Below are 26682 nucleotides of genomic sequence, written 5' to 3'. Positions count from 1 at the left end.
AGCTGCCATAGCTATAAAACAGCATATACCATAACCAAGCCAAATTGTCAAGCTCTGTCTAATCGTTAGTGTTCACTTCCCATCGCCGTAACTCTATCCAACTACGCCAATCATCACCCCAGAGACATTGCTCATGCAGCCGAGTGGTCTGCCTTTTCATTCCTTAGCGCTAGAACCAGCAATTGATGCTCATTTTTTGACCGTCGCACCAGATACCCCTCTGGGGGATGTCTTGGCGCTCATGAGTCGATTTCGCAGTTGCCGGTTACCCACCCAGGCGTTAGCGACTGACATTAATCAAAGCCTAGGAAATCTCCCAAAAATTTCATGTTTATCTCAGGAAGAAGATACAGCTTTTGGTATCGCTGATACGGCGGCGGGTTGTGTATTGGTGATGGAGGGAGGGCGACTGGTGGGAATATTCACCGAGCGCGATATCGTTAAGTTAGCGGCTGCGGGTCTTCCCTTAAGCCGAGTCAATATTGCCCAAACCATGACTCAACCCGCGATTACGCTGCAACCGTCACCGTCTCACGATATCTTTACCGCATTGGGACTCTTACGCCAGCATCGGATTCGTCACCTGCCGATTGTCAATGAGCAAGGGCAACCTATGGGAATTGTGACTCATGAGAGTATTCGCAAAGCGCTGCAACCGGTGAATCTACTGACGCGATTACGCTGTGTACAAGATGTCATGACCACAGCGGTGATTCATGTACCCGTGACCACATCGGTGCTACAGTTAGCACAGCTAATGACAGAGCATCAGGTTAGTTGCGTGGTGATTACTCAACTCAGAGTTCCAGAAATTCAGTATCAGGAACAAGCCGCCCTCAGCCAAACCGGACGTTCTGTTCCTTTGACTCAAGTTTGTCCATGCCCAATGCTTCATTCTCAGTCCCTAATTCCTGTGGGAATTGTCACTGAACGCGATATTGTCCAGTTTCAGGCACTAGAACTGGATTTATCGCGCCTGAAGGCTCAAGAGGTGATGAGTACGCCGCTATTTTGTCTGTGTCCCTCGGATTCCTTGTGGCTAGCCCACGAAAAAATGCAGCAGCATCGGGTGCGACGGTTGGTGGTGCGCTCAAATCAGGGAGAATTAGTGGGAATCGTTTCCCAAACCAGCCTGCTGCAAGTACTTAACCCGGTGGAAATGTATGGAGTAATCGAACTACTGCAACAGGCGGTGGAGGAAAGAACCTCTGAATTAGCCCAGACGAATGAACGACTGCGCCATGAAATTGGGGAGCGCCAGCGAGCGGACTTAGCCCTGCAAAAGTCCCATGATCAATTGAAAATTCAAGTTGAACAGCGCACAGCACAGCTCACTCAAGCTAATGTCCAGCTTCAGCAGGATATTCTCGAACGCCAGCGGGTAGAAACAGCTCTGCGGCAAAGTGAAGCTCAATTAAAAAAACAAACCCGCGAACTCAAGCGGATGATCCAGCAACTGCATTCTTATCAAAGTCAGTTGATTCAGACTGAAAAAATGTCGTCTTTGGGACAACTGGTTGCTGGTGTGGCTCACGAAATTAATAATCCGATTAATTTTATTTACGGCAATATCGCTTACGCTTCTCAGTACGTTCAGGATGTGATGGGGCTGCTGGAACTCTATGAGCAGCACTATCCCCAGCCTGTACCCGAAATTCAAGAAACCACCCAAGACATTGACTTGGAGTTTGTCAAAACTGACCTGCCTAAACTAATAAACTCCATGAAACTAGGTGCCGATCGCATTCGCAACTTGGTGCTGTCGTTGCGGAATTTCTCCCGCTTGGATCAAGCCGAGATGAAATCGGTGGATTTGCACGAGGGACTGGATAATACGTTGTTGATTCTACAAAATCAGCTCAAAGCGACGCCCGGTCTGGTTGAAGTGCAATTGGTGAAGGAATACGGGGATTTACCCTTGGTGGAATGTTATCCGGGGCAACTCAACCAAGTCTTTATGAATCTGCTGAGTAATGCCATTGATGCCCTCGAAGAGTTGAGACGCTTAAATGCTCAAGCCCAGTTGTCTGATGGACAATCCTCTAGTCCTTATCCCACGATTGTGATTCAGACCGCCATTAAAGACGTGAAGCGTCCTAAATCCCAGGCAAAATCATTGTTGGTGAATAAATGGGTGGTGGTTCGGATTGCGGATAATGGAGCTGGGATGACTGAGATTGTGCGTCAACGTCTATTCGATCCGTTTTTCACCACTAAACCTGTAGGAAAAGGCACGGGTTTGGGGTTATCGATTAGCTATCAGATTGTCGTGGAAAAACATGGGGGATATCTTCAGTGTAATTCTGAACCGGGGCAAGGCAGTGAGTTTGTGATTGAAATTCCGCTGCGACAGCATCATCATTCATCGATGCTCTCTCCAGAGTAGAAGATTAGGAAGCAGGGGAAGCAGAGGCACTCTTAAAAGGAAGGTTGTACAATTAAAGGCAGCAACAAGAGCGCAATTGGCGAGTTGCGATCGCGCTTGTCAACCCCGGCAAAAACTATCCCATAGTTTTCAAGACCATGAGTTTATCTTTAAAGCAGCTAACCGTTTATCTGACCTTGCTAGGCTTAGGCGGTGGAGCAGGGGTTTTGGGCAGTCGCTACCTTATGGCTCAGCCTCAAGGACTCAATCCTCCAGAAGCGATGCCTGCGGTATTGGAACCCTTATCCCCAACTCGACGCACCAATCGTTCGGCTCCTGCCAATCTCAATTTTATTGCCCAAGCCGTCGAGCAAGTAGGACCTGCGGTGGTGAGAATTGATGCGGCGCGTCAGGTCAGCCAAGACGTTCCCGAAGCCTTTAGAAATCCCTTCTTCCGCCGCTTTTTTGGCAATGAGATGCCTGTTCCTGAACCTCGCGTAGAACGGGGAACGGGATCGGGTTTTATTCTGGAGTCGGATGGGCGAATTATTACCAATGCTCATGTTATCGACGGGGCGGATATCGTCAAGGTTACGCTTAAGGATGGGCGGACGTTAGAGGGTCGGGTGTTGGGTGCAGACCCGGTAACCGATGTGGCGATTATTAAAATTGAGGCAGAGAATTTGCCAACCGTCCGCTTGGGTAAAGCCGAACAGTTGATTCCTGGCGAGTGGGCAATTGCGATCGGTAATCCTCTGGGTTTAGATAATACCGTAACCGTAGGCATTATTAGCGCTTTGGGGCGATCGAGTTCTCAGGTTGGTGTTCCCGAAAAACGAGTAAGCTTTATCCAAACTGATGCCGCAATTAATCCAGGGAATTCTGGAGGACCGCTATTAAATGCCAGTGGTGAAGTTATTGGCATTAATACTGCCATTCGCGCCAATGCTCAAGGATTGGGCTTTGCCATTCCCATTGAAACCGCTCAACGCATTGCTGAACAGCTTTTTGAAAAAGGTCGGGTTGACCATCCTTATCTGGGAATTCAGATGGTAACATTAACCCCCGAGTTACGCAAAGAAATTAATCAGGATCAAGATGCTGGTTTAAAGGTGACTCAAGATCAAGGCGTCTTAATCGTCCGCGTCGTTCCCAATTCCCCAGCTCAACAAGCGGGTCTTGAACCGGGCGATATTATTCAAAAAGTTGGTGGAAAACCGATTAAAACGGCTTCGGATGTACAAGAGGAAGTAGAAGCGAGTGAGGTGGGGGCGAATCTCGATATTGAAGTGAATCGTCAGGGGAAAACGAAAATGATTCTCGTTAAACCTGGATCGTTTCCGGTGAATGAGTTACAATAGAAAATTACTTCATTCTTATTGGAGACGTTTAAGGCAGCGTCAGCCATTCCATTACCAATCGGCTCTGGCGTTGATTGGCTATAATTGTACCGATTATCAATACGAAAACGGCTAATCCTGCACGAGTTGCACCACAAACTCAGCCGCCGTCATATAACGTCGCCATTCTCCCCCATTTCTAACTCGCTGCACCCTCCACCCTGGACAATTATCCGGCTTTTCCCATAACTTTAGATGCTCTACGGCGGGGTCAGCATAGAAACGACTCCCGCCACTCCCCAATAAGGCGGAACTCCAGTGGGTAAAATAATCGTGACTCAGCCGATAAATGGGAAAGGTTCCATAGAGTGGCACACCCCACCCATCCAACGCCACCAAAGCTTTCACGGTTCCCCCGAGCATCTGCCACCCCCATGCTGCACCAATCGCCCCCACCACTCCGGCACTAAAACTGATAAAAGTAAGGGAGGTGTTCCCTGGGCTAATATGACGCTGCAAATAGTTCAAAATATGAATAGCTGAATAAGCCGGATACTCTTGGCTCTTAAATATTAATAATTGCTGAACACGCCATGCATTTCCAGAGTCATAGCGTTGCAACCCCGCTAAAAACTCTTGTGTCAACTGTGGATTGTGAATACCGGGACAAATGATAACGGCTTTTTGCATCAGAAGGGAACGGGAATCAATCAATTACTTGTATTACAGAGTAAAATAGAGAATACAAGAAAATTATTTTAAACCCTATCTTTAACAAAAGTTTACATTAATGTGTTATTTCTGTGAAGACAAGCCGAAGAGCTTGAAATCCGTGAGAACACTATGCGACTATTTTCCTTTAAGGAGGGAAAAACAATGGGGCTTCTACCAATCAAGACAACAACGATCACTATTGCAACAACCGCTCTTCTGAGCTTGTGGGGACTGCCAGCAATGGCATTTACAATCATACCCAATAGCAACGCCCAAGATTTACTTAATGCTTTGCTAGGGGATACGGCTGGACTGAGTAACTTTGGTTTAACAGTTTACGATGATCTGGGAAGAGTGAATGATCAAGCCTTTGGTCTTTTCAGCGACGATCCCTTTGGTCTAGGTGAGGGCATCGTATTGAGTACGGGTAGAGTTGACAAGCTACCCGGACTCAATACGAAAGATGGAGGCAGAGTTCCTAACTTGGAAGATCCTCAGGCGGACTTAAGCACAGATTTTGATCCGCAAGGACCGTTGAGTGAGACAAATAATTTTGCTGGATATGAAGGAGACTCCATTACACTAGAATTGAGCTTTGATGCTGATAGCACAGTAGATAAGGTATTCTTTAAATACGTGTTTGGCTCGGAAGAATTTGTCGAGTTTGGCGGGACACAATTCAACGACTCGTTTAAAATGTTGCTGAATGGGGAGTCCTTGGCTCTGTTAAGCGATGGTAAAGCTGTCACAATAAACAACTTAGTTCCTAACCCCAACGACGAGATCTCGTATCATCCTGACTTTATTTATAATCCTGTAGAGTCTAGTATCAATACGAAGCTGGATGGGTTTACCAAAAATTTGACCTTTGAGGGTCAGCTCATAAAAAATAGCAGAAATACGATCAAGATTAATGCAGCCGATTGGGGTGATGGCATATTAGACTCGGCTGTTTTCATAAAAGGCAAGTCTCTTGGGACAAAACCGCCACAAATAAAACCTCAACCCACTCAAGAGCCGCCTAATGAACCCCAATTTCCCTCAGAAGATCCTGGACCTTTATTTCCCCCGGATGAGCCGGAACCCGAGAGTGTGCCAGAACCATCGGGGGTACTCGGATTGCTGGGAGTGGCAACTGTAGGCGTTCTGACAAGGCTTAGACGCAAACAGCAAACTCAATCCCAGGAATACTGAATGGGAGCAGCTAATCCCTAAATGGCTACTGGGTTTGCGATCGCCTATAAGTGGTAATCTAGAGAACGGTATTGTTAAGCGCTTAAGCTCTAGAGAACGGCACGGGAATTTCCATTCCAATGGAAGCCCGGGTTAACTACCTTGCCCATGGCTAAAACCGTGATGAGAATGCCCCGAATGCCTGAGTGCGTTTGGCTTAACCGGAATTTATACCCGTGGCTAACGTTGAGGCGGAAACTCGCAAGAGCCAGCTTTGATTGAATAGCTCACGACCGATCAACTTTCTTTGTAAAGAAACATCAATCACTTATAGACGCAAGCATGGTAGCCACCACAGAAAAGACAAACACCGGCGTTATTACTCAAATCATCGGACCTGTTGTCGATGTTGAGTTTCCTGGGGGCAAAATGCCCCGGATTTACAATGCTTTGAAAATTGAAGGTAAGAATGCAGCAGGACAGGATGTTGCGGTAACCTGTGAAGTGCAGCAGTTACTCGGTGATAACAAAGTCAGAGCCGTTGCCATGAGTGGTACGGACGGCTTAGTTCGAGGGATGGAAGCAGTAGACACGGGTGCCGCCATTTGTGTTCCCGTCGGCGGTGCTACCCTGGGACGAATTTTCAATGTGTTAGGTGAGCCTGTCGATGAATTAGGTCCGGTCAATACCGAAGAGCGATCGCCAATTCACCGTTCGGCTCCTAAATTCACCGAACTGGAAACCAAACCGTCGATTTTTGAAACGGGGATTAAGGTTGTAGACTTGCTGGCGCCCTACCGTCGCGGAGGTAAAGTTGGGTTGTTTGGTGGTGCGGGTGTTGGTAAGACCGTTATCATTCAAGAACTGATTAACAATATTGCCAAAGCTCACGGGGGTGTATCCGTATTTGGTGGTGTTGGCGAACGCACCCGCGAAGGAAATGACCTTTACAACGAATTTAAAGAGTCAAAGGTTATCAACGAAGAAGACCTCAGCCAATCTAAAGTGGCGCTGGTTTACGGTCAGATGAACGAACCCCCCGGTGCCCGGATGCGTGTTGGTCTGGCGGCGCTGACGATGGCGGAACATTTCCGTGATGTCAACAAGCAAGATGTGCTACTGTTCATCGACAACATCTTCCGGTTTGTGCAAGCGGGTTCAGAAGTATCTGCACTCCTCGGTCGGATGCCTTCGGCTGTGGGATATCAGCCCACATTGGCTACAGAAATGGGGGCACTGCAAGAGCGGATTACTTCAACCAAAGAAGGATCAATTACCTCGATTCAAGCGGTCTATGTCCCAGCCGACGACTTAACCGACCCAGCACCAGCAACCACCTTCGCTCACCTAGATGCGACGACGGTATTATCTCGTGCTTTAGCCTCAAAGGGAATCTACCCAGCCGTAGACCCCCTGGATTCAAGTTCCACAATGCTCCAACCCAATATCGTGGGTGAAGAACATTACAAAACGGCGCGTGCTGTGCAGTCAACCCTACAGCGCTACAAGGAACTCCAGGATATTATTGCGATTCTGGGCTTAGATGAATTGTCAGAAGATGACCGTCAGACGGTTGCTCGGGCTCGGAAGATTGAGCGCTTCTTATCTCAACCCTTCTTTGTGGCGGAAGTATTTACCGGTTTGGCCGGTCAGTACGTTTCTCTTGAAAAAACGATTAAGGGATTCCAAATGATTCTGAATGGAGAATTGGATGACCTGCCCGAACAGGCATTCTACCTGGTCGGTGATATTGATCAAGTGATCGCTAAAGCTGAGAAGATGAAAGGTTAATCTCTTCTTTCGTTTTGAGTCATTAGTCATGTTTGCTCCTCCAAGCTGCTGACTAATGACCGGAAATTTGGGTTCAGGCTCCCCGTCCTTCAAGGACGGATGTCAAGTAGCTTGATTAACGCAGCGCGAGTATGACAAAGGACGACTAACAGATTATGAGCTTAACGGTTCGAGTTATTGCTCCGGACAAAACTGTCTGGGATTCTGAGGCTGAAGAAGTAATTTTGCCCAGCACGACGGGTCAACTGGGTATCTTGATGGGTCACGCCCCGCTGTTATCTGCACTGGACATTGGGGTGATGCGAGTTCGTTCCGCCAAAGACTGGATACCCATCGCACTTATGGGTGGATTTGCCGAAGTTGAAAATAATGAAGTAACTATTCTCGTCAATGGGGCGGAACGGGGAGAGACGATTGATAAGGAAGCAGCACGGGAAGCTTTCTCTCAAGCCCAAGAGCGTCTCGATCAAGTCCAAAACAGCGAGAATCGGCAAGAGAAAATTCAAGCCACGCAAGCTTTAAAGAGGGCAAGAGCTCGCTTTCAAGCGGCGGGTGGTATGGTTTGATGCTAAGCGAGCATGACCTGTGAAAAACAAAGGAGCTATCCAGACATTAACTGGCTGGATAGCTCCTTTGTATAATCAATTCAGTTAGATGAGGCATCAGTGAGGAAAACTAGAGACTATGCATGGAACGTCTCTACTAACCCCTACGGCTGAACTGACACTCTAGGCGCTGCCTGTAAAGGTGATTTCGGGGAATTTTGCCTGAGCTTCATTCATGGGACGATTTTTACCTTCTTCTTGCCAGTAGTTAATTACTTCAGTGGCTGTGTTGAGCAACTCAATGCGATCTGCTTCGCTAATCCAATGTTTAGCTTCCAGTTCGTTTTTGATTTGTTCCCAAGCATCGTTACGGGGCCAGAAAAAGTATGATGTCAGTGGGCTAGTTCCTTTACCCACGACTTGATCGACGGCGAGTGCCACATTCTCTTCTAACCAGAGAACTTTTAAGATAAATTTAGACAAACAAACCTCCAAGAATAGATCAAGAATAGATCAAGAATAGATCAAGTATCTTATAATTAATGTACGATCAATAATTTCACATTGACAAATTTAGAATCAAGGATAAAATCAGGGTCGGGACGAGCGATTGTGGTTTTCGATATCGATGGTGTCGTTCGGGATGTGAGTGGCTCTTACCGCAGAGCGATCGCAGATACAGTTGAGCATTTTACCGCCGGAGTGTATCGCCCGTCTTCAGCCGAGATTGATCACCTCAAATCCGAAGGGTTATGGAACAACGATTGGGATGCCTCACGAGAACTCATCTATCGCCACTTTGAGCAGCGAGGTCAGGCGCGATCGCAGGTTGCCCTAGATTATGATAGCCTGATTGCCTTTTTTAATGCTCGCTACCGAGGCAGTGATCCAAATCATTGGACAGGATACATCTGTCATGAACCATTACTCCTCCAACCCAACTATCTTGAACATCTAACCTCAGCCGGTATTTTATGGGGCTTTTTCAGTGGGGCGACGCGAAATGAAGCACTTTATGCTCTTTCAAAACGTCTCGGTTTGCCAGCCCCCGTACTCGTGGCGATGGAAGATGCACCTGGTAAACCTGATCCGACAGGACTATTGGCGGTAATTAACCAGCTTCAGCAGCAGCACCGGATTGAGCAACCATTACCCACCATTTATGTAGGAGATACCGTGGCTGATATGTACACGGTTAAGGCAGCTAAAACTCTTCATCCAGAAAGAACCTGGGTTGGTGTTGGTGTTCTCCCGCCACACGTTCAGGAAACAACCGAACGCCTTTGTGCATACCAGCAAACTTTACAAAAAGCAGGTGCGGCTCAAGTTTTTAGCAATGTTGAGCAGATTACCCCTGAACAAATTCAGCAATTGCTTTAACCGCTAAGAACTCAAGGATACTGTTGGTCAATTAACTCCCTCCCGTCCCCCTTTAGATCCCCCTCCCGTCCCCCTTCTTAAGGGGGAAGCCATAGGATGCTTCGCTTTTTTTGCACGGGGGAGATCAGAGGATGCGGGAGCCTCGGAGCTTTTTTATCCTCGTTTTATAGAAAATAGCAAGCTATATTAGTATTGCTACATTAGTCTTAGCGATTTAAATGCCCAAAATAGCATTGTGAATCCATATAAAAGCAATGAATTTAGACTATGATACTGCCGTGATCATGCTAGCCATCACGTTCCCTTTAGTGATGACTTGGTTGTTAGTGAGTGGCGAGTTAGAACTTTGGGCTTATTTAGGGATATATGGTATCTGTTTGTGGGGACTAGGAGCTTTAAAAAAAGAGTAGTGATAGTGTTATCGTTTTTAATCCTGCAACGAATCCACCCCTCCAGGCTATCGCCGTTCCCCCTGAGCAAGGGGAAACTACAGTTCGGTAGAATAGGGCGCAACATCATAGAGAATTGGTATAAATTTATCACCCCTTAAAAACGCTGAAACTCTGATAAAAAGAGACGTTTAACCCCAGAAGCCGTACCAAACTCGATTCGAGCAGAGTAAAATATTAGCTAGAGTAAATTGTGCCAAAAGGGCTAAACACAACTATGGACTTTCGCCTCAAGACACTCTTGCCTAACTACGAAAAAGCCTTCCTGACCTGTAACTTACAAAAAGAAAAAGAATCCGAAGTTCAGCAAATTGTCGAGCGAATGAAGGATTTGCGACAACACTACGAAACTGTTGAACAAGCGACAGGTATTCCGTGGTGGTTTGCGGCGGTTATCCACTACAGCGAGTGGAATCTCCGCGAACCGGACTTATTTGTGAAGAAAGTGACAGAACTATTACTGGCTAAGGAGTTCCACAAAGCCCGAACGCGCACCCTCGGAGCCTATCTGTGGGGGTTTGACTTGTGGAATGGATTCAGACATGGAGCCGGAGATGAATCCGAGTGGGTTTGGGGGGGTACCACTGTTCTGAAGCATCCCTCCACCAGCATTGGCGCTGCGGCTATTATTTACTATCTCCAGTCCCAAAAAATCATTGATATCCCTAAACCGGGAACCGGCATTAAAATCAAGATCTTATCCGATACAGTATTTAAAGCGCGACCCGATCAATCATTTCGGCTCAAACCCGAAGAGAAAATTACCGTAAAAGGGGGTACTCGCCTGGAAATTATCGAGGATGAACCCTCTGATGGAGGACACGTCAAAGTCCTTTTACCGGATGGGGTTTTGTTAGGGCAGAATAATCAGACTGATTGGTACGTTTTCAAAGAACATATTGAAATTCAAGGAACTGAACCGAATAACCGCCCCAGCGATAAAGCAGAAGCACCAGAAACTACAATTGCTTCACCCAATAAAGGACGTCCCATCACCGTACCAAAATTAGGAACAGTCTATCTGGGGAATCCAGTTCTTGAAGGTGGACATTTTAGTTGGGCGGAAGCAACCATGAATGGTTCAAGGATTCCTGTTAATAATGAGGTGGTTGAGGGGATTTTGAGAGTGGCTCATGTGATGGAAGAAGTCAGAGAATATTTGGGCGCTCGTCCGATTAGCATCAATTCCTGGTATCGTGACCCTGTCTCAAATCGTAAAGCAGGAGGGGCAACAAAATCTAGACATTTAGTTGGTGATGCGGTGGATTTTGTGGTTCAAGGGATCTCCCCACCCCAAGTCAATCAGCGCCTAGAATCCTGGTGGGGAAATCGGGGTGGACTCGCCAGTGCAAGCTGTTTTACTCATATTGATGTAAGAGGGTATCGCGCTCGGTGGAGCTACGGATTTTGATCCAATTTTGTCACTTGTTGATGGTTCAGTGTTGATTGAATTTAGCTAAAAAAACTCAACCCAAGCTGTCTGGGCTTGGGTTGGTTCACTTATTTATATGCCAGCCATATTATCTATTGGGGGCGGCTAGCGGTATTAAAATTTTTATCCTTATAATATTAGCAATTTACTACAGAGAAACGATAAAAACTGCATAATTTGATACATTTTTTTATTCTTGTTCACAATTTACATAGATTGTCTTTTTCTTGATTCATAATTCATACTTTAGATCATGTCCAGCCAGATTGTTCGTAAAGCCGTAATTCCCGCCGCCGGATTTGGCACTCGTCTATTTCCAGCCACAAAGGTTGTGAAAAAAGAACTGTTTCCTATTATCGATCGCGATGGGCGAACTAAGCCAGTGATTTTGGCGATTGTGGAGGAAGCAAGGCGTGGCGGTATCGAAGAAATCGGGATTGTGGTGCAACCGAGCGATCGCGCCATTTTTGAGGCGTTCTTTAAAACTCCCCCTAAACAAGAACTCTGGGACAAACTCTCTGATGAAAATCAGGAGTATTGTCAGTATTTGCAAGAGTTGGGAGAGCGTATTACTATTTTGACCCAAGCGGAGCAAGAAGGCTATGGTCATGCGGTATTCTGTGCCAAAGATTGGGTGAATCAAGAGCCATTTTTACTGTTACTCGGCGATCATCTGTATGTCTCAGATACAGAGATTCCTTGTACTCGTCAGGTGCTAGAGATTTATGAAAAAATGGGTCAAAGTGTAATTGGTTTGACAGAAATGTCTGCCGAGATTATTCATAAAGCGGGTTGTGTGGCGGGAGTTTGGCAGGAGGTTAATTCAGTTTTAGCGGTGACACAAGTCTGTGAAAAACCCGATCTAGATTATGCGCGATCGCATCTGCGTGTGGAAGGGATGGCGGAGGATAAGTTTTTGGGGATTTTTGGCATGTATGTACTCAAGCCGAAAATCTTTGATATTCTCGCTGATAGTATTAACCAGAATCGGCGCTATAAGGGTGAATTTCAGTTAACCACTTGTTTGGATACCTTACGCCAAGACGAGGAATTGATTGGATATTGGGTCAAAGGGCGATATTTTGATACCGGAATGCCAGAGTTTTATCGAGAAACCCTGATTAATTTTGGTCGGGATTATCGCTGTTCGTAGTTCGTAGTTTGTAGTAAGGGATGCGAGCCATTCATTCCTTATGAACCTAATTTTAAGGCACTTTAGTGCATACTACAAACAGTGCGATCGCATAACCCAAGCAAGCACGAATATCCTCAATTTCTAAGTCTTGATAGTAGCATGTCGATACGGAGGGCGCATGTCGATGCGCCCCTACAGCGAATGCGTGCAGGTACAATAAACAAGAGAAAAGTTCCCCTTCTTTTACCCACCTTTCAAAGGGGGGCAAGGGGCGGGTTTAGTTAAGTTATCAGTGTGTAGCCATAAGTTATCTGTAAAACCCGCCCCTACAAATCCTCTCCTTCATCATCCCATTCCTCCCCAAATCAACCGGGCTACCCAAAACGGCGCTAAACTCGCGATCGCGATCCAGTCACCCCAGTGTAAACGAAGCTGGTGCCATTGGACGCGATGCTGGTTAGGGCTGGTAAAGCCGCGCACCGTCATGGCTTTAGCAATTTGATCGGCTCGCATGAGTAGATTTTCTAATAACCGTTCCGTTACCATAATCCAAACTTGGGCGCTGCGGCGAACCCCTAACTTTTTCCAGTTAATCGCACGAGTCCGAATCGAACGGACTAAATTTTGGACTTCTTCCAAAACTAAGGGAATAAAACGCAAGGATAAGGTTAACGTCAGGGCAATTTCTGTAACCGGAATATTCAGACGCCGTAAGGGGAGCATGAGGCTTTCTAACCCGGCGGTAATTTCTTCTGGGGCGGTGGTGAGCAAGTAAAGATTGGTACTATAAATTAAGGTAAAAATTACCGTACTCACCCGAACCGCCAGATCTAATGAGCGACGGGTAATCGTCACCGGACCTGCTTCTAGGAGAATGTAGCTGTAGTCCGTCGGTTGGGGTAAATTGGTCAGGATAAGTGTTTCACTAAAAGAAGCCTCCCGAACCGATTCCCGTCCGATACCAAAGGGATTATACCAGGGTCTAGGTTGAGGCGATGCCTGCACGGATGTTTCAGCAGACTCAGCCACGATAATGTCCGCCTCAGGAAGCCGAGGCTGATGATCAACCGCCAATCCATCGGGTGCGATCGCGGTGAGAATAAATACAAATACCGATAGCATCAGCAGCCAACCCATTTGCTGACGCCAAACCCGCAACGGAATAGCGGCTGAGAGGGTCAGCAAAATGAGCAGCACAACAACTGCCAAACGGCAATAGGGATTAGCTAATAAGGGTACTGCCAAAAAGCTCATTAACCAAATGAATTTTACCCGAGAATCCAGGTGATGTAGCCAAGTTACAGGTTGTTCCAGGTATAGCCCTAACGGGAGCGATCGCAGTAAGTCCATGGTTGGTCATTTGTCATTCGTCATTTGGACGGGTTTGAGGAATATTTACAAGACAATTAAACCCGAATTGCTCGATTAGCATTGCTGCTTTCAACCTCGCGGACTTTCTTCCCACGCCATAACAGACGCAAAGGTGTACCTATAAAACCCAGTTGTTGACGAAATTGACGCTCAATATAGCGGCGATAGTTGTCGTTAAACCGTTTCGGATCATTGACAAATAGGGCAATCGTTGGCGGTTTACTTTTGACCTGAGTACCGTAGTAAATTTTGCCTTGGCGCCCTTGGCGGTTGGTGGGAGGTGAATGCCAGTTAATGGCTTCTTGGAGGACTTCATTAATCACAGACGTACTGACGCGGCGCTGGTGTTGTTCGGCGACACTATCCACTAAATCCAGAATTTTGTCTACTCGTTTTCCCGTCAAGGCGCTGACAAAAATCATTGGCGCCCATTCGATAAAGTAGAGGCGGTCTTGAATCAGTTTTTCCTGTTCGTAGATCGTATAGGTATCTTTTTCAACCGCATCCCATTTATTTACCAAAATCACCGCCGCCCGTCCGTCTTCAGCAATGCGTCCGGCTAGTTTTTGGTCTTGTTCGGTGACACCATCTAGGGCATCAACAACGAACAGAACCACATCGGAACGGCGAATGGCTTTGAAGGCTCGATTAATGCCAAAAAATTCCGGTCCATATTCGACATTTTTCTTCCGGCGAATCCCTGCCGTATCAATGAGACGATAGGTTTGGGGTGCACTCCCAGTTTCTGGATTACCGGGGCGTTCGACGACCATATCAATGGCATCGCGGGTGGTACCGGAAATGGCACTGACGATCGCGCGTTTTTCTCCGGTTAGGGCATTTAATAGGCTGGACTTACCCACATTCGGACGCCCGACAATAGCGACGTTGATTTCTGAGGTGTCGGGAAGCATTCCCACCGTGGGCAAATAGGTAATCAGTTGATCCAGGAGTTCCCCAGTTCCTCCACCGTGAATCGCGGAAACGGGAAAGGGTTCGCCTAAACCAAGTTCCCAAAACTCAGCGGCTTGGATCAGTCCTTGTTGGGGGGATTCACACTTGTTTACAGCCAGGACAACGGGGACAGGGTGATGGCGTAGCCAATCTGCGATCGCGTGATCGGCGGCGGTGGAACCCATTTGACCATCGACCACTAATATAGCGGCACTGGCTTCGCTCAGGGCTGCCATTGCCTGTTCTCGAATCAGGGGCAAAAATTCGGTATCATCATCAAAAACCAAGCCCCCGGTGTCTACAACCACGTAATCGCGGTCTTGCCAGAAGGCTGGACGATAGGTGCGATCGCGCGTGACTCCCGGTTGGTCATGGACAATCGCATCCATCACCCCTGCCAACCTATTGACAAGGGTTGATTTGCCCACATTAGGGCGTCCGATTACAGCAACTACGGGCAAAACCATCGTCCTTATCCCCCTTACTTATAGGAAGCGTTATGCTTCAGTCTTATTATTGTAGCGAGGTTAGGGGTAGTGACAGGGGAGATGTTCATTGGTCATAGTTTACAATACTCGCTATTCGAGAGTTAAACCTTCAAGAATGTCATCAAGCTTATGGACAACGTGATGAGTCAATTTCCCGATAATGCCGATATAATTTTCTAGTTTAGGAAGGCTGCATTTTTAAATGAACTTAGATTGGATTACCCCAGCAAAGCGTCTGAGCGCACTGCCCCCCTATGTGTTTGCTCGTTTGGATGAACTCAAAGCCCGTGCCCGTGAGCAAGGGTTGGATTTAATTGATTTAGGGATGGGGAATCCTGACGGTTCAGCACCTGCACCAGTTATTGAAGCAGCCATCAAAGCCCTAAATTATCCGAGTAACCACGGCTATCCCCCCTTTGAAGGCACAGCGAATTTTCGCCGAGCGATTACCAGTTGGTATCACCGCCGCTATCAGGTTACTCTCGATCCCGATAGTGAAGCCCTACCCCTGTTGGGTTCTAAGGAAGGATTGACTCACCTTGCCCTAGCTTATGTCAATCCAGGGGATTTGGTCTTAGTGCCGAGTCCAGCTTATCCGGCTCATTTCCGAGGTCCCCTGATTGCTGGGGCAGAAATTCACAGTATGATCCTCAAGGCGGAAAATGATTGGCTAATTGATTTAGCCGCTATTCCTGACGAGATTGCCGAACGGGCAAAGATTCTCTATTTTAACTATCCGAGTAATCCGACAACGGCGACGGCTCCCCGTGAGTTTTTTGAGGAGATTGTTGCCTTTGCCCGTCGTTACTCGATTCTGTTGGTGCATGATTTATGTTACGCGGAACTGGCATTTGATGGCTATCAACCGACGAGTTTATTAGAAATTCCTGGCGCGAAGGAAATTGGCGTGGAATTTCATACGTTATCAAAAACTTATAATATGGCAGGTTGGCGTGTGGGATTTGTTGTCGGAAATCGCCATATTATTCAAGGATTACGGACGTTAAAGACGAATTTAGATTACGGAATTTTTGCCGTATTACAAACAGCCGCAGAAACGGCATTGGATTTACCTGATAGTTATGTGCATCAGGTGCAAGAACGGTACTGTCGCCGCCGAGATTTTTTGATTCAAGGGTTAGCTGAATTAGGGTGGAAGATTCCCAAATCAAAGGCGACGATGTATTTATGGGTTCCTTGTCCACCGGGTCACAATTCAACGGATTTTGCTCTGGATGTCTTGCAGCAAACGGGTGTGGTGGTGACGCCAGGAAATGCCTTTGGTGTCGGCGGTGAAGGGTATGTGCGGGTGAGTTTGATTGCAGAGTGCGATCGCTTGGCTGAGGTGTTACGGCGTCTGAAGCAAGCCGGGATTCGCTATCAAGCCGAACCTGTAGCATCTGGAGGGGGGTAGAGAAGATGAGGGAGATGGGGTATTCGTAGGGGCTCTCGCATTCGCGCCCAAATCTATCGGTTTTCTATTCACATCTCAACGCGAATGCTTCGCCCAATCCCCATCGAGAAGATGGGGAAGCCATGTAGAGTGATGACAGTCGTAGGGGCGGGTTTGACAGCTATCGTTTCCGTTGCACCCATAAGTAACTAAACCCGCCCCGACTAAATGACGAATGACAACGAGTGTCAAGTTTTATTACAAAACTGAACGGTTGTAGGGGTCAAGTGAACCGACTTATGAGACAATTCACGAATATCACCCACTAGCACAACAAGCATCGTACTTAAGTATGATAGTTGTGACTTAGCTGGTCAGTGCCGCATTTGTTTTGTGCCATGTCTACACAATCAATGGCGTATTCAACTGACAAGTTGGTGTTTTTTGCGGGTTTAAGGTGCGATACGTTCTGAAGGAACAGGCTTCGCCAACGCGCTCGGAATGCATTATTCAAGAGGCGAGCAAGCCACCGCAGGGGCTTGGTGACCAAGCTCTTGCTCAACAGTGTTTCTAGCTTAAAAGAATCAACAAATAAGTTAACAAGCATTTAAATTGGGATTTTTGCCGCCCCTACTCATTAGCAGGGTTTCGGATCAAAACCATAAATGCCTAAGAGCTTATCCTCAGCTCACGGTTATTGCCGTTTGAGTAACTCATTGCTGACAAGGAATTTCTTATTCCTATGTCCAAAATTGTGATGGGTTTTTAGGGGTTTTATATATGAGTTAGACAACTCAGATGAAGTTGCCAAGGTCAATTAATGATTCCATAGTTTTAAAGGAATTGAAGAATGTTTATTTAAATCATTTGTACAAATAAGAGAGGGTAGGTTTTGATGCTGAATAGGCTTGAAAAGAATGTAAATCAAGCTTTTCAGCTTATGATTTTGGGTTTTGTGGGTTAGATGGATCTGTACAACTCAAATGGAATTTATAGATATATAAATCTTCAATCGGTTGTAGTAATTTAAGAACGCGATCAAGACTAGGCTTGGGTTTCAAGTCGCTAAGCTATCACTATCTGTCGATATATAATTTATTTTAATAACTCAAAAGGTTGTCAAGGATATTTAGAGATGCTATAAAAAATATATGAAATTTAATTTTGTCATAAAAGAGATAAATGATAACTGAAAAGCGATACCATAAGTACTGGATGAAATAGCCAAATAATAGCTATTTGAACACCTTTAAGCGCCAATGGCGTTGACAGTTTATATTCAATTTATCCGAGTCGTTTAGGGGGTGTGGGGCGACCGAACTAACTAAGTAGGTTGGTGGAAATAAACCCACCTATATTAGTTGTGTAAATACCCCTCAAATACAAATGACTTAGCTTGCTTCTCAAGGGTAGCGAGTATGACAAATGACGCTCCCCACCGTTCACTTTAATTGTCCCCACCGACTTAACTGATTTATGTCTGCTGTTTTGGCGATACCCGCATTGCCGGAGTTGATGGCGATGACCCAGGGTGACAAGGATATTTGCATTGCCGTGTTGGATGGACCGGTTGACCAAACCCATCCCTGCTTTGCCGACAAAGCCCTGACGCGCTTGCCGTCTCTGGTGAATGAGGAGGCTCATCCCGATGGCAATATGTCGGTTCACGGTACTCATGTTTCCAGCATTATTTTTGGTCAACCTGGGAGTCCGGTGACCGGGATTGCACCGCAATGCAAAGGGGTGATTGTCCCCATCTTTTCCGATAGTCGCCGCCGTGTATCGCAGTTAGACTTGGCGCGGGGCATTGAGCGGGCAGTGAACGCCGGAGCGCATGTCATCAACATTAGTGGGGGTCAACTCACGGATTTTGGGGAAGCCGACGGCTGGCTGGAGAATGCGGTGCGCTTATGTGAGCAGCAGAATGTTTTGCTGATTGCGGCGGCGGGTAACAATGGCTGCGAATGTCTCCATGTCCCGGCTGCCCTGCCCGCTGCCCTGGCTGTTGGCGCCATGGATGCCAACGGCAAGCCCTTGGACTTTAGTAACTGGGGTGACACCTATAAAACCCAAGGCATCCTTGCCCTCGGGAAAGATGTCTTGGGGGCAAAACCCGGTGGGGGAACTCAGACGCTGAGTGGTACGAGCTTTGCCACGCCGATTGTGTCGGGGGTGGCGGCACTGCTGCTAAGTCTGCAACGGGAACGGGGGGAAACCCCTGACCCCCAAAGAGTGCGTCAAGTGTTGTTGCAGAGTGCATTGCCCTGTGACTTTGACCTGCCCGCTGATGCCGAGCGGTGTCTGGCGGGCAAACTCAACATATCTGGAGCTGTAACGTTACTAACAGGAGGAACTATGTCAGAGGAACTTGCATCAGCCGTTGATGCAGCCACCGTTGATGCAGCAGGCGTGGAAGGCGCAGGTTGCGGTTGTGGGGGGGGATTGACGAGTGGGACGGAAGCCCCAAGCGCTGAGCCAGCCCCGTCTGCACCCCCAGGGGCAATGCCCACAAATACTCCCAACCTGCAAAACCTGATGAATTCTGTACCCCAACCCCCTGCTATGCCCACTATGCCCAATCTTACTGCTCATTCCGTTACCGCCAGCGAAGCCCCCAGCGAGATCCCCTCTCTCGGTGAAATCGTCTATGTTTTGGGAACTCTGGGCTATGACTTCGGCTCAGAAGCCCGCCGGGACTCATTTAAGCAACTGATGCCGCCCTTTGACTTTCAGGGGACGATGGTGCCGGCAAACCCCTACGATGCCCGCCAGATGGTGGACTACCTAGCGGCTAATATGTCCGAAGCGCGATCGCTGATTTGGACGCTTAATATTGAACTGACTCCAGTTTATGCGATCGCGCCCACGGGTCCCTTTGCTGTGGATGCCTACCGCGCCCTCCAGGAACTTTTGGCGGGTCAAATCCAACCGGAAAATGATGCTGAATATGTTGAGCGGGTCAGCATTCCGGGTATCTTAACCAAGCGCACGGTTAAGCTCTTCTCCGGTCAAGTTATCCCGGTGATTGAACCTCTGGGAACCCGGGGCATTTACGGCTGGAAGGTGAACAACTTGGTGAGTGCGGCGATGGAAGCCGTACAAACTGAGGAAACAACAGCAGATGAAGGTCGTATCCGTCAGACGTTGGATGGCTTCCTCAACCGCATCTACTATGATCTCCGCAACTTGGGTACCACGTCCCAAGACCGCGCCCTCAACTTCGCTGTTACCAACGCCTTCCAAGCGGCGCAAACCTTCAGCCAAGCGGTTGCTGTGGGGATGGAACTCGACAGTATCACGGTTGAGAAGAGTCCCTTCTGTCGTATGGATAGCGACTGTTGGGATGTGAAGCTGAAATTCTTCGACCCGGAAAATAATCGTCGTGCCAAGAAGATTTTCCGATTTACGATTGATGTGAGTGACCTGGTTCCGGTTACCTTGGGCGAAGTCCGTTCCTGGTCTTCCCCTTACTAAGGGACAGCCAAATTTGGGTGAGGGTTGGGCTTATTGTTGTAGGGGTACGGCAGTACTCATTGTTGTCAACTTAAGCTAAAAAAGAAAGCAATAGCTTGATATAACCCCACCCTAACCCTCCCCTTATAAAGGGGAGGGAACCGGAAGGGAAAAAGAACGGCTTTGATTTCCCCCCTTAATAAGGGGGGACTAAGGGGGGTTAAAAGGAAATTTGACGAGATTCAACGTCTCACAAGGAACGCTTTTAACCTTACGTTGACACCAATAGGCAGTGCCGTGTCCCGACGATAAATGCCGAACCCTACACCCCTGGTCACTCTATAAGTTAAATGTGGAGGATTCTCAACGATGCGACTACCTGTATTGTCTCCCCCGGTCAAACGACCCCATTTCGTCCAGCCGGCACTATGCGTGGATGTGGAAAATGGTCGGCTCGAAGATTTAGTCCATATTCGCATGGATTTGCTCCATGGCGCTAACTATAATGATCCGTCCGCCTATGCCAACCGCAGTTTTAACCAAGTGATGCACTCAAGTTCCAGCTCAGGCTGGGGTGGCTTTGGGGGAATGGGAAGCTTCTTTTAATCAGTTAATGGTTTGAAAGTTTAGCACGTCCAAAAGCAAGCACCGTGGCGGCTGCAACCCAGGGATAGTTCTGACTTTTCACAGCATGTGGCGCAATGTGAGTGTTCCATTGTGTAGGGGCGGGTTTCACTACTATCTTTTCGGTGACACCCGGATGTAACTAAACCCGCCCCGACTCAGGTTTCTAGGTTTCCCGTGAAAAGACAGAATCCTCTGTGGTAGCCAGACCCCTATCTATAAGGAGATTAACATGAGCAAGAAATCGAACAGCCAACCATCTGAAGCTCAGGCGCCAGAAGCCCCTCCAGCCGATGAGACGCCTACGCCTGAACCCCAAAAGTCCTACGTGCCAACGTCGATGACCGGGCTGCAAGACTACTCCTATTGGTGGGACTACGCTAGGGAGCAGGCAAAAAAATCCGGGAGCAAATCCAAGTCCAAGTCTTTCCGCCGGGGTCGTATCTGGGCTTAACCGAATGGCACGCTCAGATGAGGCTGGTGGGCAATGCCCACCCTACGGGATATCAAAGGTTTTGGCTGAGTCGGGGCGGGTTTAGTTACTTAGGGTTGCAACCGAAAAGATAGTGGTGAAACCCGCCCCTACACAATTCACACTCACCTTGTGCCACATACGGTGAAAAGTCAGCCCCACCTTCCTTACCTTTTCCACCTTCTGCCTTCTTGCACTCACACTTCATTACTGACTGTTCGCGCTATGGAATCCACGACACTGCCCCAAATTAAGCCCCACTTCCATGTGGAGATCATCGAGCCGAAGCAGGTGTATCTCCTGGGAGAGCAGGGCAACCACGCCCTCACCGGACAACTCTACTGCCAGATTCTGCCCTTCTTAAATGGGCAATACACCATCGAGCAGATTGTGGAAAAGCTGGATGGGGAAGTCCCCCCAGACTACATCGACTATGTGCTAAATCGCTTGGCAGAGAAGGGGTATCTCACCGAGGCTGCGCCAGAGTTATCTCCGGAGGTGGCGGCATTCTGGAGTGAGTTAGGGATTGCCCCACCTGTGGCGGCACAGGGGCTACGGCAGTCGGTGACGCTGACAACGGTGGGTCAGGCTATTAGTGAGGTGACGGTGGCTGCGCTGAAAGCTGCCCTGGGGGACGTGGGCATTTCCGTGGCAACTGCCACAGACGCGGGTTCGCCAACGGCACTGAATGTTGTCTTAACCGATGACTATTTGCAACCGGAACTGGCGACGATTAACCAGCAGGCTTTAGAGCGTCAGCAACCCTGGCTGCTCGTGAAGCCGGTGGGTAGTGTCCTGTGGCTGGGTCCTGTGTTTGTGCCGGGGAAGACGGGGTGTTGGCACTGTCTTGCCCATCCCCTCCGGGGCAATCGGGAAGTGGAATCGTCGGTGTTGCGGCAAAAACAGGAACAGCAGCAGCGTAATGGTGAGAATGGGCAGGGGATGCTGGGTTGCTTTCCCACAGCACGGGCGATGCTGCCCTCAACTCGGCAAACCGGGTTACAGTTGGCGGTGACGGAGATTGCTAAGTGGGTGGTTAAGCACTATATCACTACCACGACATCGGGAACGGCACGCTTCCCCACCCTAGAGGGGACGATTATCACGTTCAACCAGACGATTCTGGAGTTGAAACGCCATATCCTGATTAAGCGTCCTCAATGTCCCACCTGTGGTGATTCGGGACTCTTGCAACGGCGGGGGTTTGAGCCGCTAAAACTAGAGCCGCGTCCCAAGCAGTTCACCACAGATGGCGGTCATCGCGCCACTACCCCTGAACAGACGGTGCAGAGATACCAGCATCTAATTAGTCCGGTGACGGGGGTGGTAACGGAACTGGTGCGGATTTCTGACCCAGCGAATCCCTTGGTGCATACCTACAAGGCGGGGCATGGCTTTGGCAGTGCCACTACCTTGCGGGGACTGCGGAATACCTTGAAACACAAGAGTTCCGGCAAGGGGAAAACTGATAGCCAATCCCGGGCGAGTGGGTTGTGTGAAGCAGTGGAACGGTATTCGGGGATCTTACAGGGGGATGAACCCCGGAAACGGGCTACCTTGGCGGAACTGGGAGACTTGGCATTTCATCCGGAGCGGTGTTTGTGCTTTAGTGAGGCGCAATATGCCAACCGGGACACCCTGAATGAGCAGGCAACGGTGGCTCATGATTGGATTCCCCAGCGGTTTGATCCGAGTCAGGCGATAGATTGGACGCCGATGTGGTCCCTCACGCAGCAGACTCATAAATATGTACCCACGGCGATGTGCTACTACCACTATCCCTTGCCCCCAAACCACCGCTTCTGCCGAGGTGACTCCAACGGTAATGCGGCGGGGAACACCCTGGAAGAGGCAATCCTGCAAGGGTTTCTGGAACTGGTGGAGCGCGACAGTGTGGCGCTGTGGTGGTACAACCGCCTGAAACGTCCAGGGGTGGATTTGAGCAGCTTTGATGAGCCGTATTTCCTAGAGTTGCAGCAGTTCTACCGGGAGAATGACCGCGATCTGTGGGTGCTGGATTTGACAGCAGACTTGGGAATTCCAGCCTTTGTGGGGGTGTCAAATCGGAAAACCGGAAGCTCGGAACGGCTGATTCTCGGCTTTGGAGCGCACCTCGACCCCAGAATTGCTATCCTTCGCGCCCTGACGGAGGTGAACCAAATTGGCTGGGAACTGGACAAGGTGCCAGATGAGAACCTGAAGGGCGAGGCGTCGAATTGGTTACTGAATGCGAAGTTAGCGGATCATCCCTATCTGGTTCCTGATGCCAAGCAACCCCTCAAAACAGCCCAGGATTACCCCAAGCGTTGGAGTGATGATATTTACGCCGAGGTACTCGCCTGTGTGGAGATTGCCCAGCAAGCGGGGCTAGAAACCTTGGTGCTGGATCAAACCCGACCAGACATTGGTTTAAATGTGGTTAAGGTGATTGTGCCAGAGATGCGCCATTTTTGGTCACGGTTTGGGGCAGGGCGGCTCTATGATGTGCCAGTGAAGCTGGGGTGGCGGGATGAACCACTCACTGAAGACCAGATGAACCCGACACCGATGCCATTTTAAGACTTGTATGTACACTGTAAGTTTTGATACCGAGCAACATCATCATGGAACTCACCATCGACCTGCCTGAATCTGCCTTTGAACGCCTATCTCTACTGGCAGAACTGATGAACCAACCGTTGTCAGATCTAGTGATTCAAAGCATCACCGCCAATTTACCCCCGGCGATTGAAACGGCTCCGGTTGAAGCTCGGGCTGAACTGTTAACTCTGCCAACTCTGAGCGTTGAAGCTCTGCGGCAAATTGCCCAAAGCCAGATTCCTGTGGAGCAACAGGAACGCCATATCACCCTGCTAGAACGCAATCAGGAGGGCTTACTCTCAGAAGCCGAGCAACAGGAATTGCAGGAACTCTCCCAGGTAGCGGATCGATTCATGCTCAAAAAAGCTCATGCCTGTGCCATCTTACGGTGGCGAGGGCAGCCCATCCACGATCTGAGCGTTCGTAGTGGACGCTTTAGCGCCTCCAATCTTGCCGCATCACGTCGAATTTGGGTGGCGGAAAATTGGCACCCACCAGATAATTAAGAATTTGATTGGCAACTGATAATTCCCTTCAAACCAGTTGCCAACTAACAAGCTTCGCCGCAAGGTGGAAGGGGACTAACCCACCCTAACGGGTTAATAAAGTAAACAACAACATGAGGATTAGTCCAATGGATAAGAAAAACATTCTGCCCCAACAAGGCAAGCCCGTGTTCCGTACCACCACAGGTAAACTCCCCAGCCGTTTAGCTGAACTGTCTGAAGAAGCTCTTGGTGGTGGTGTAGAAGCGGCTACAATTCCCACCGTCTGCTCCTATGACGGTGCTGAAGCGGCTACAATTCCCACCGTTTGCTCCTATGACGGTGCTGAAGCGGCTACAATTCCCACCGTTTGCTCCTACGACGGTGTAGAAGCGTCTACAATTCCCACCGTTTGCTCCTACGACGACTAATCTAGCGGTTATCGAGAGTATGCCCACATAATACTAGAGCTGTGGGATGGAGATGAGAGTCAAAAGATATAAACTATACCCGGAGATATTGTCTGAGTTAACGTTTCATATCACTCTCATCTCCACGAAGTTGTTTTTTAATTAGCATCCTGATATAAATTGAATGATGATTCTGACTACTACTTGGCAAGATAACAAGAAAAAAGATCGGCGCATTCAACACCTACGCCATCATTTTGAGTCTTTCGATGTAGAACCGGCTTTTCCCCTTCCTCTGTTTGAGCAAGCCGTTTTTGATCTGGATAGCTGTCCTTTTTTGGAACCCTCTTGCAAAGTAGAAGGAAATACCTTGTTTGCCGGTCGAATTAATGCTTATACAAAAAAGCATTGGCGGCAACTGATTAGCTCGGCTCTAGAATTTTTAGATGGTGTTGAAAGTCGGGTAGAAGTTACAATTGACCGTAATTTATTAGAAAAGTTCTTAACGCTTCATCTAAACTCTGGCAAAATCGAAGCCAGTTTGATGGGGATTGATTTACGTCCGAATGTTAAAGATTCCAGTCTTAAAGTTCACCTTCGACTTGACCCCCATCAAGATGTTGACGAACTTGTGATGACGGCAATTAGTCTTGATGGCGGTTATTATTCACCAGAGCTGACGCAAGTTCTTCTCAAAGATACTTTTTTGATTGGGTTTGATTTTTTCTTAGATGGTCGCAGTGCTGTAGAAATGTATACTTGCTGCTCGGGCAGGAATCTACTACCTGTTTTAGGAAAAAGAGGAGTTCACCTAAAACATTATGCTTGTCAAAAATTATCCAATAAAGCTGTTTCTTTGTTAGAAGAAGTAACAATATTTATGATGGGGTTTTCTCAAGCAAATATAAACCCTGTTTTATATTTTGAATTTGAAAATACGAAACATATACAATCCCACTTTTTATTTAATACTTTAGGAGATAAAATTATAAATTTTTGTCTGAATGATAAAATCGAAGATTCTATTAGTATTGGAGTGACGGAACAAGATTTAGAGAAAAGCAGATTGGAAAATTTCCGTTTTTATTATCGCAAAGCGGTATAGCTCGGAGTTTTGCTTAATAGGATTAAATACACTCAAAAATACACCGGATTTCTTAAACGCTAAAATGGTTCTCAATCAATTATTTCGACAAAGTAGCTTGCGAGAGCGCCGTCTACAGTTTTTGCGGACTCATTTGGACGCCTTTGAGGTAGAACCTGTTTTTCCTCTGCCTATCTATGAAGAAGTTTTACTTCAGATGGAAGGAATTTGTGGAGTTGAATCCACTTGCCAGGTTGTCGGAAATCAATTATTTGCAGGTTGTTTTGATGTCTCTGATATAGGAACAGATTGGCGGCTATCTATTGACAGACAGCTTCAATTTTTTTTGGGAAAAGTTGAAAGCAGAGTTGGCATTAAGTTCAATTGCAATCTGCTGGAGCAATTTGTGGGTATCCATAGGGGTTCTAGCCAAATTTTAGATGCCAGCCTGGGACTTCATCGGTATCCCCACCTTAAAGACTCTTTTGTCAAGATATGCTTCCATCTTGATCCAAAAACAGATCCCGGAGAATTGGTGAAAACAGCGATGGCTATTGATGGTAGCTGCTACTCGCTTGAATTAACGCAGGTTCTACTTAAAGATACTTTTATAATTGCCTTTAATCTTTTTTTTGATGGTCGTAGTGAGATTGAATTATATCCAGGTGCTCCAGGGGGAAAGCATGGAGAACAAGGGCATTGGGGACAGGATTTAACACTCTATATCCGCAAACATTTTGGCAAAAAAGTTAATGATTTATTTAGCGTTTCAAATATTGTTGCGGCTAGCTTTTCTAGAGCAAAGGCAGAACCGATTTTACATTTTTCGTTTACGAATATAAAAGAAATTCCTAACTCTTTTAGGTTCAATAATTTAGGAAATAGAATCTACAGCTTCTGCGAAAGTCAAGATTGTATCGCCTACGCTATTGTAGGAGCTACTGAAAAAAACTTGGAATCTAGTAGATTAGAACATTTTTATTTCTCCTACAATCGATATGATTCAGGCAATGCCACCCTTGTTTTTGACTGACTTTCCCAATC

General features: G+C 47.7%; 23 protein-coding genes. 18 read left to right on the top strand and 5 right to left on the bottom strand.

Annotated elements, in window-relative coordinates:
* Nucleotides 1–133 precede the first annotated feature (133 nt).
* Nucleotides 134–2386 (top strand): CBS domain-containing protein, encoded by a 2253-nt coding sequence (locus RID09_RS23340; protein ID WP_446338308.1) that lies wholly within the window; start codon nucleotides 134–136, stop codon nucleotides 2384–2386.
* Between the two features lie 137 nt (nucleotides 2387–2523).
* Entirely contained in the window at nucleotides 2524–3726 is a 1203-nt protein-coding gene (locus tag RID09_RS23335; protein WP_446338307.1) for an HhoA/HhoB/HtrA family serine endopeptidase, read from the top strand.
* A gap of 111 nt (nucleotides 3727–3837) precedes the next feature.
* Here RID09_RS23335 and RID09_RS23330 read toward each other — a convergent pair whose 3' ends face one another.
* Nucleotides 3838–4395, bottom strand: a complete 558-nt coding sequence (locus RID09_RS23330) for a hypothetical protein (protein ID WP_446338306.1) — start codon at nucleotides 4393–4395, stop codon at nucleotides 3838–3840.
* A gap of 186 nt (nucleotides 4396–4581) precedes the next feature.
* Between RID09_RS23330 and RID09_RS23325 the strand changes: the two genes are divergently transcribed.
* The 3 genes from RID09_RS23325 to atpC all read left to right on the top strand — a co-directional run bounded on the left by RID09_RS23325 (nucleotide 4582) and on the right by atpC (nucleotide 7949).
* Nucleotides 4582–5613 carry a choice-of-anchor L domain-containing protein gene (locus RID09_RS23325; protein WP_446338305.1) on the top strand — a complete coding sequence of 344 codons (1032 nt, stop codon included), beginning with the start codon at nucleotides 4582–4584 and terminating at the stop codon, nucleotides 5611–5613.
* A 321-nt stretch (nucleotides 5614–5934) separates the two neighbouring features.
* Nucleotides 5935–7383 (top strand): F0F1 ATP synthase subunit beta, encoded by a 1449-nt coding sequence (gene atpD / locus RID09_RS23320; RefSeq protein WP_446338304.1) that lies wholly within the window; start codon nucleotides 5935–5937, stop codon nucleotides 7381–7383.
* A 155-nt stretch (nucleotides 7384–7538) separates the two neighbouring features.
* Nucleotides 7539–7949 carry an ATP synthase F1 subunit epsilon gene (gene atpC, locus RID09_RS23315; RefSeq protein WP_446338303.1) on the top strand — a complete coding sequence of 137 codons (411 nt, stop codon included), beginning with the start codon at nucleotides 7539–7541 and terminating at the stop codon, nucleotides 7947–7949.
* 162 nt (nucleotides 7950–8111) lie between these two features.
* Here the strand turns inward: atpC and RID09_RS23310 are convergent, their stop codons facing one another.
* Nucleotides 8112–8411 carry a 30S ribosomal protein PSRP-3 gene (locus tag RID09_RS23310; RefSeq protein ID WP_446338302.1) on the bottom strand — a complete coding sequence of 100 codons (300 nt, stop codon included), beginning with the start codon at nucleotides 8409–8411 and terminating at the stop codon, nucleotides 8112–8114.
* An 81-nt stretch (nucleotides 8412–8492) separates the two neighbouring features.
* Here RID09_RS23310 and RID09_RS23305 point away from each other — a divergent pair, with 81 nt between their 5' ends.
* The 4 genes from RID09_RS23305 to RID09_RS23290 all read left to right on the top strand — a co-directional run bounded on the left by RID09_RS23305 (nucleotide 8493) and on the right by RID09_RS23290 (nucleotide 12342).
* Nucleotides 8493–9308 carry a TIGR01548 family HAD-type hydrolase gene (locus RID09_RS23305; RefSeq protein WP_446338301.1) on the top strand — a complete coding sequence of 272 codons (816 nt, stop codon included), beginning with the start codon at nucleotides 8493–8495 and terminating at the stop codon, nucleotides 9306–9308.
* Between the two features lie 254 nt (nucleotides 9309–9562).
* The gene (locus tag RID09_RS23300) at nucleotides 9563–9718 is read left to right on the top strand and encodes a hypothetical protein (RefSeq protein ID WP_006103253.1); all 156 of its coding nucleotides are present in this window, start codon (nucleotides 9563–9565) and stop codon (nucleotides 9716–9718) included.
* 256 nt (nucleotides 9719–9974) lie between these two features.
* Nucleotides 9975–11168 (top strand): D-Ala-D-Ala carboxypeptidase family metallohydrolase, encoded by a 1194-nt coding sequence (locus tag RID09_RS23295; RefSeq protein WP_446338300.1) that lies wholly within the window; start codon nucleotides 9975–9977, stop codon nucleotides 11166–11168.
* Between the two features lie 274 nt (nucleotides 11169–11442).
* Complete coding sequence (locus RID09_RS23290; protein WP_446338299.1) at nucleotides 11443–12342, top strand: sugar phosphate nucleotidyltransferase; 900 nt, start codon at nucleotides 11443–11445, stop codon at nucleotides 12340–12342.
* A 327-nt stretch (nucleotides 12343–12669) separates the two neighbouring features.
* On the opposite strand, the gene RID09_RS23285 is transcribed toward RID09_RS23290, so the two are convergent.
* Entirely contained in the window at nucleotides 12670–13674 is a 1005-nt protein-coding gene (locus tag RID09_RS23285) for an energy-coupling factor transporter transmembrane component T family protein (RefSeq protein WP_446338298.1), read from the bottom strand.
* 56 nt (nucleotides 13675–13730) lie between these two features.
* A complete protein-coding gene (gene der, locus RID09_RS23280) occupies nucleotides 13731–15116 on the bottom strand; it encodes a ribosome biogenesis GTPase Der (RefSeq protein ID WP_446338297.1) in 1386 nt (461 codons plus the stop codon).
* Nucleotides 15117–15339: 223 nt separating this feature from the next.
* Between der and RID09_RS23275 the strand changes: the two genes are divergently transcribed.
* Nucleotides 15340–16551 (top strand): aspartate aminotransferase, encoded by a 1212-nt coding sequence (locus RID09_RS23275; RefSeq protein ID WP_446338296.1) that lies wholly within the window; start codon nucleotides 15340–15342, stop codon nucleotides 16549–16551.
* Between the two features lie 75 nt (nucleotides 16552–16626).
* Here the strand turns inward: RID09_RS23275 and RID09_RS23270 are convergent, their stop codons facing one another.
* A complete protein-coding gene (locus tag RID09_RS23270; RefSeq protein ID WP_446338295.1) occupies nucleotides 16627–16782 on the bottom strand; it encodes a hypothetical protein in 156 nt (51 codons plus the stop codon).
* Nucleotides 16783–18006: 1224 nt separating this feature from the next.
* Here RID09_RS23270 and RID09_RS23265 point away from each other — a divergent pair.
* From RID09_RS23265 to RID09_RS23230, 8 genes are all read left to right on the top strand, one after another.
* Nucleotides 18007–20004 carry a S8 family peptidase gene (locus RID09_RS23265; RefSeq protein ID WP_446338294.1) on the top strand — a complete coding sequence of 666 codons (1998 nt, stop codon included), beginning with the start codon at nucleotides 18007–18009 and terminating at the stop codon, nucleotides 20002–20004.
* 348 nt (nucleotides 20005–20352) lie between these two features.
* Complete coding sequence (locus RID09_RS23260) at nucleotides 20353–20589, top strand: cyanobactin biosynthesis system PatB/AcyB/McaB family protein (RefSeq protein WP_446338293.1); 237 nt, start codon at nucleotides 20353–20355, stop codon at nucleotides 20587–20589.
* Nucleotides 20590–20839: 250 nt separating this feature from the next.
* Complete coding sequence (locus RID09_RS23255; RefSeq protein ID WP_446338292.1) at nucleotides 20840–21061, top strand: cyanobactin biosynthesis PatC/TenC/TruC family protein; 222 nt, start codon at nucleotides 20840–20842, stop codon at nucleotides 21059–21061.
* Nucleotides 21062–21304: 243 nt separating this feature from the next.
* Entirely contained in the window at nucleotides 21305–23638 is a 2334-nt protein-coding gene (locus RID09_RS23250) for a TOMM precursor leader peptide-binding protein (protein WP_446338291.1), read from the top strand.
* Nucleotides 23639–23682: 44 nt separating this feature from the next.
* The gene (locus tag RID09_RS23245) at nucleotides 23683–24165 is read left to right on the top strand and encodes a hypothetical protein (protein WP_446338290.1); all 483 of its coding nucleotides are present in this window, start codon (nucleotides 23683–23685) and stop codon (nucleotides 24163–24165) included.
* A 128-nt stretch (nucleotides 24166–24293) separates the two neighbouring features.
* Nucleotides 24294–24575 carry a microcyclamide/patellamide family RiPP gene (locus RID09_RS23240; RefSeq protein ID WP_446338289.1) on the top strand — a complete coding sequence of 94 codons (282 nt, stop codon included), beginning with the start codon at nucleotides 24294–24296 and terminating at the stop codon, nucleotides 24573–24575.
* 163 nt (nucleotides 24576–24738) lie between these two features.
* Nucleotides 24739–25659 (top strand): LynF/TruF/PatF family peptide O-prenyltransferase, encoded by a 921-nt coding sequence (locus RID09_RS23235; RefSeq protein ID WP_446338288.1) that lies wholly within the window; start codon nucleotides 24739–24741, stop codon nucleotides 25657–25659.
* 64 nt (nucleotides 25660–25723) lie between these two features.
* Nucleotides 25724–26671 carry a LynF/TruF/PatF family peptide O-prenyltransferase gene (locus RID09_RS23230; protein WP_446338287.1) on the top strand — a complete coding sequence of 316 codons (948 nt, stop codon included), beginning with the start codon at nucleotides 25724–25726 and terminating at the stop codon, nucleotides 26669–26671.
* Nucleotides 26672–26682 lie beyond the last annotated feature (11 nt).

Origin of the sequence: Coleofasciculus sp. G1-WW12-02, from assembly GCF_040219735.1 — a bacterium.
GTDB lineage: Bacteria > Cyanobacteriota > Cyanobacteriia > Cyanobacteriales > Coleofasciculaceae > Coleofasciculus.
Note: the sequence above shows the minus strand (reverse complement) of the source record. Positions and strands in the feature narration are given on the sequence as shown.

Excerpts from the sequence above, each read along its gene's own strand:
- RID09_RS23340 (WP_446338308.1), top strand. The coding sequence starts at position 134 with ATGCAGCCGAGTGGTCTGCCTTTTCATTCCTTAGCGCTAGAACCAGCA.
- RID09_RS23335 (WP_446338307.1), top strand. The coding sequence starts at position 2,524 with ATGAGTTTATCTTTAAAGCAGCTAACCGTTTATCTGACCTTGCTAGGC.
- RID09_RS23330 (WP_446338306.1), bottom strand. The coding sequence starts at position 4,395 with ATGCAAAAAGCCGTTATCATTTGTCCCGGTATTCACAATCCACAGTTG.
- RID09_RS23325 (WP_446338305.1), top strand. The coding sequence starts at position 4,582 with ATGGGGCTTCTACCAATCAAGACAACAACGATCACTATTGCAACAACC.
- atpD (WP_446338304.1), top strand. The coding sequence starts at position 5,935 with ATGGTAGCCACCACAGAAAAGACAAACACCGGCGTTATTACTCAAATC.
- atpC (WP_446338303.1), top strand. The coding sequence starts at position 7,539 with ATGAGCTTAACGGTTCGAGTTATTGCTCCGGACAAAACTGTCTGGGAT.
- RID09_RS23300 (WP_006103253.1), top strand. The coding sequence starts at position 9,563 with ATGAATTTAGACTATGATACTGCCGTGATCATGCTAGCCATCACGTTC.
- RID09_RS23295 (WP_446338300.1), top strand. The coding sequence starts at position 9,975 with ATGGACTTTCGCCTCAAGACACTCTTGCCTAACTACGAAAAAGCCTTC.
- RID09_RS23290 (WP_446338299.1), top strand. The coding sequence starts at position 11,443 with ATGTCCAGCCAGATTGTTCGTAAAGCCGTAATTCCCGCCGCCGGATTT.
- RID09_RS23285 (WP_446338298.1), bottom strand. The coding sequence starts at position 13,674 with ATGGACTTACTGCGATCGCTCCCGTTAGGGCTATACCTGGAACAACCT.
- der (WP_446338297.1), bottom strand. The coding sequence starts at position 15,116 with ATGGTTTTGCCCGTAGTTGCTGTAATCGGACGCCCTAATGTGGGCAAA.
- RID09_RS23275 (WP_446338296.1), top strand. The coding sequence starts at position 15,340 with ATGAACTTAGATTGGATTACCCCAGCAAAGCGTCTGAGCGCACTGCCC.
- RID09_RS23265 (WP_446338294.1), top strand. The coding sequence starts at position 18,007 with ATGTCTGCTGTTTTGGCGATACCCGCATTGCCGGAGTTGATGGCGATG.
- RID09_RS23260 (WP_446338293.1), top strand. The coding sequence starts at position 20,353 with ATGCGACTACCTGTATTGTCTCCCCCGGTCAAACGACCCCATTTCGTC.
- RID09_RS23255 (WP_446338292.1), top strand. The coding sequence starts at position 20,840 with ATGAGCAAGAAATCGAACAGCCAACCATCTGAAGCTCAGGCGCCAGAA.
- RID09_RS23250 (WP_446338291.1), top strand. The coding sequence starts at position 21,305 with ATGGAATCCACGACACTGCCCCAAATTAAGCCCCACTTCCATGTGGAG.
- RID09_RS23245 (WP_446338290.1), top strand. The coding sequence starts at position 23,683 with ATGGAACTCACCATCGACCTGCCTGAATCTGCCTTTGAACGCCTATCT.
- RID09_RS23240 (WP_446338289.1), top strand. The coding sequence starts at position 24,294 with ATGGATAAGAAAAACATTCTGCCCCAACAAGGCAAGCCCGTGTTCCGT.
- RID09_RS23235 (WP_446338288.1), top strand. The coding sequence starts at position 24,739 with ATGATGATTCTGACTACTACTTGGCAAGATAACAAGAAAAAAGATCGG.
- RID09_RS23230 (WP_446338287.1), top strand. The coding sequence starts at position 25,724 with ATGGTTCTCAATCAATTATTTCGACAAAGTAGCTTGCGAGAGCGCCGT.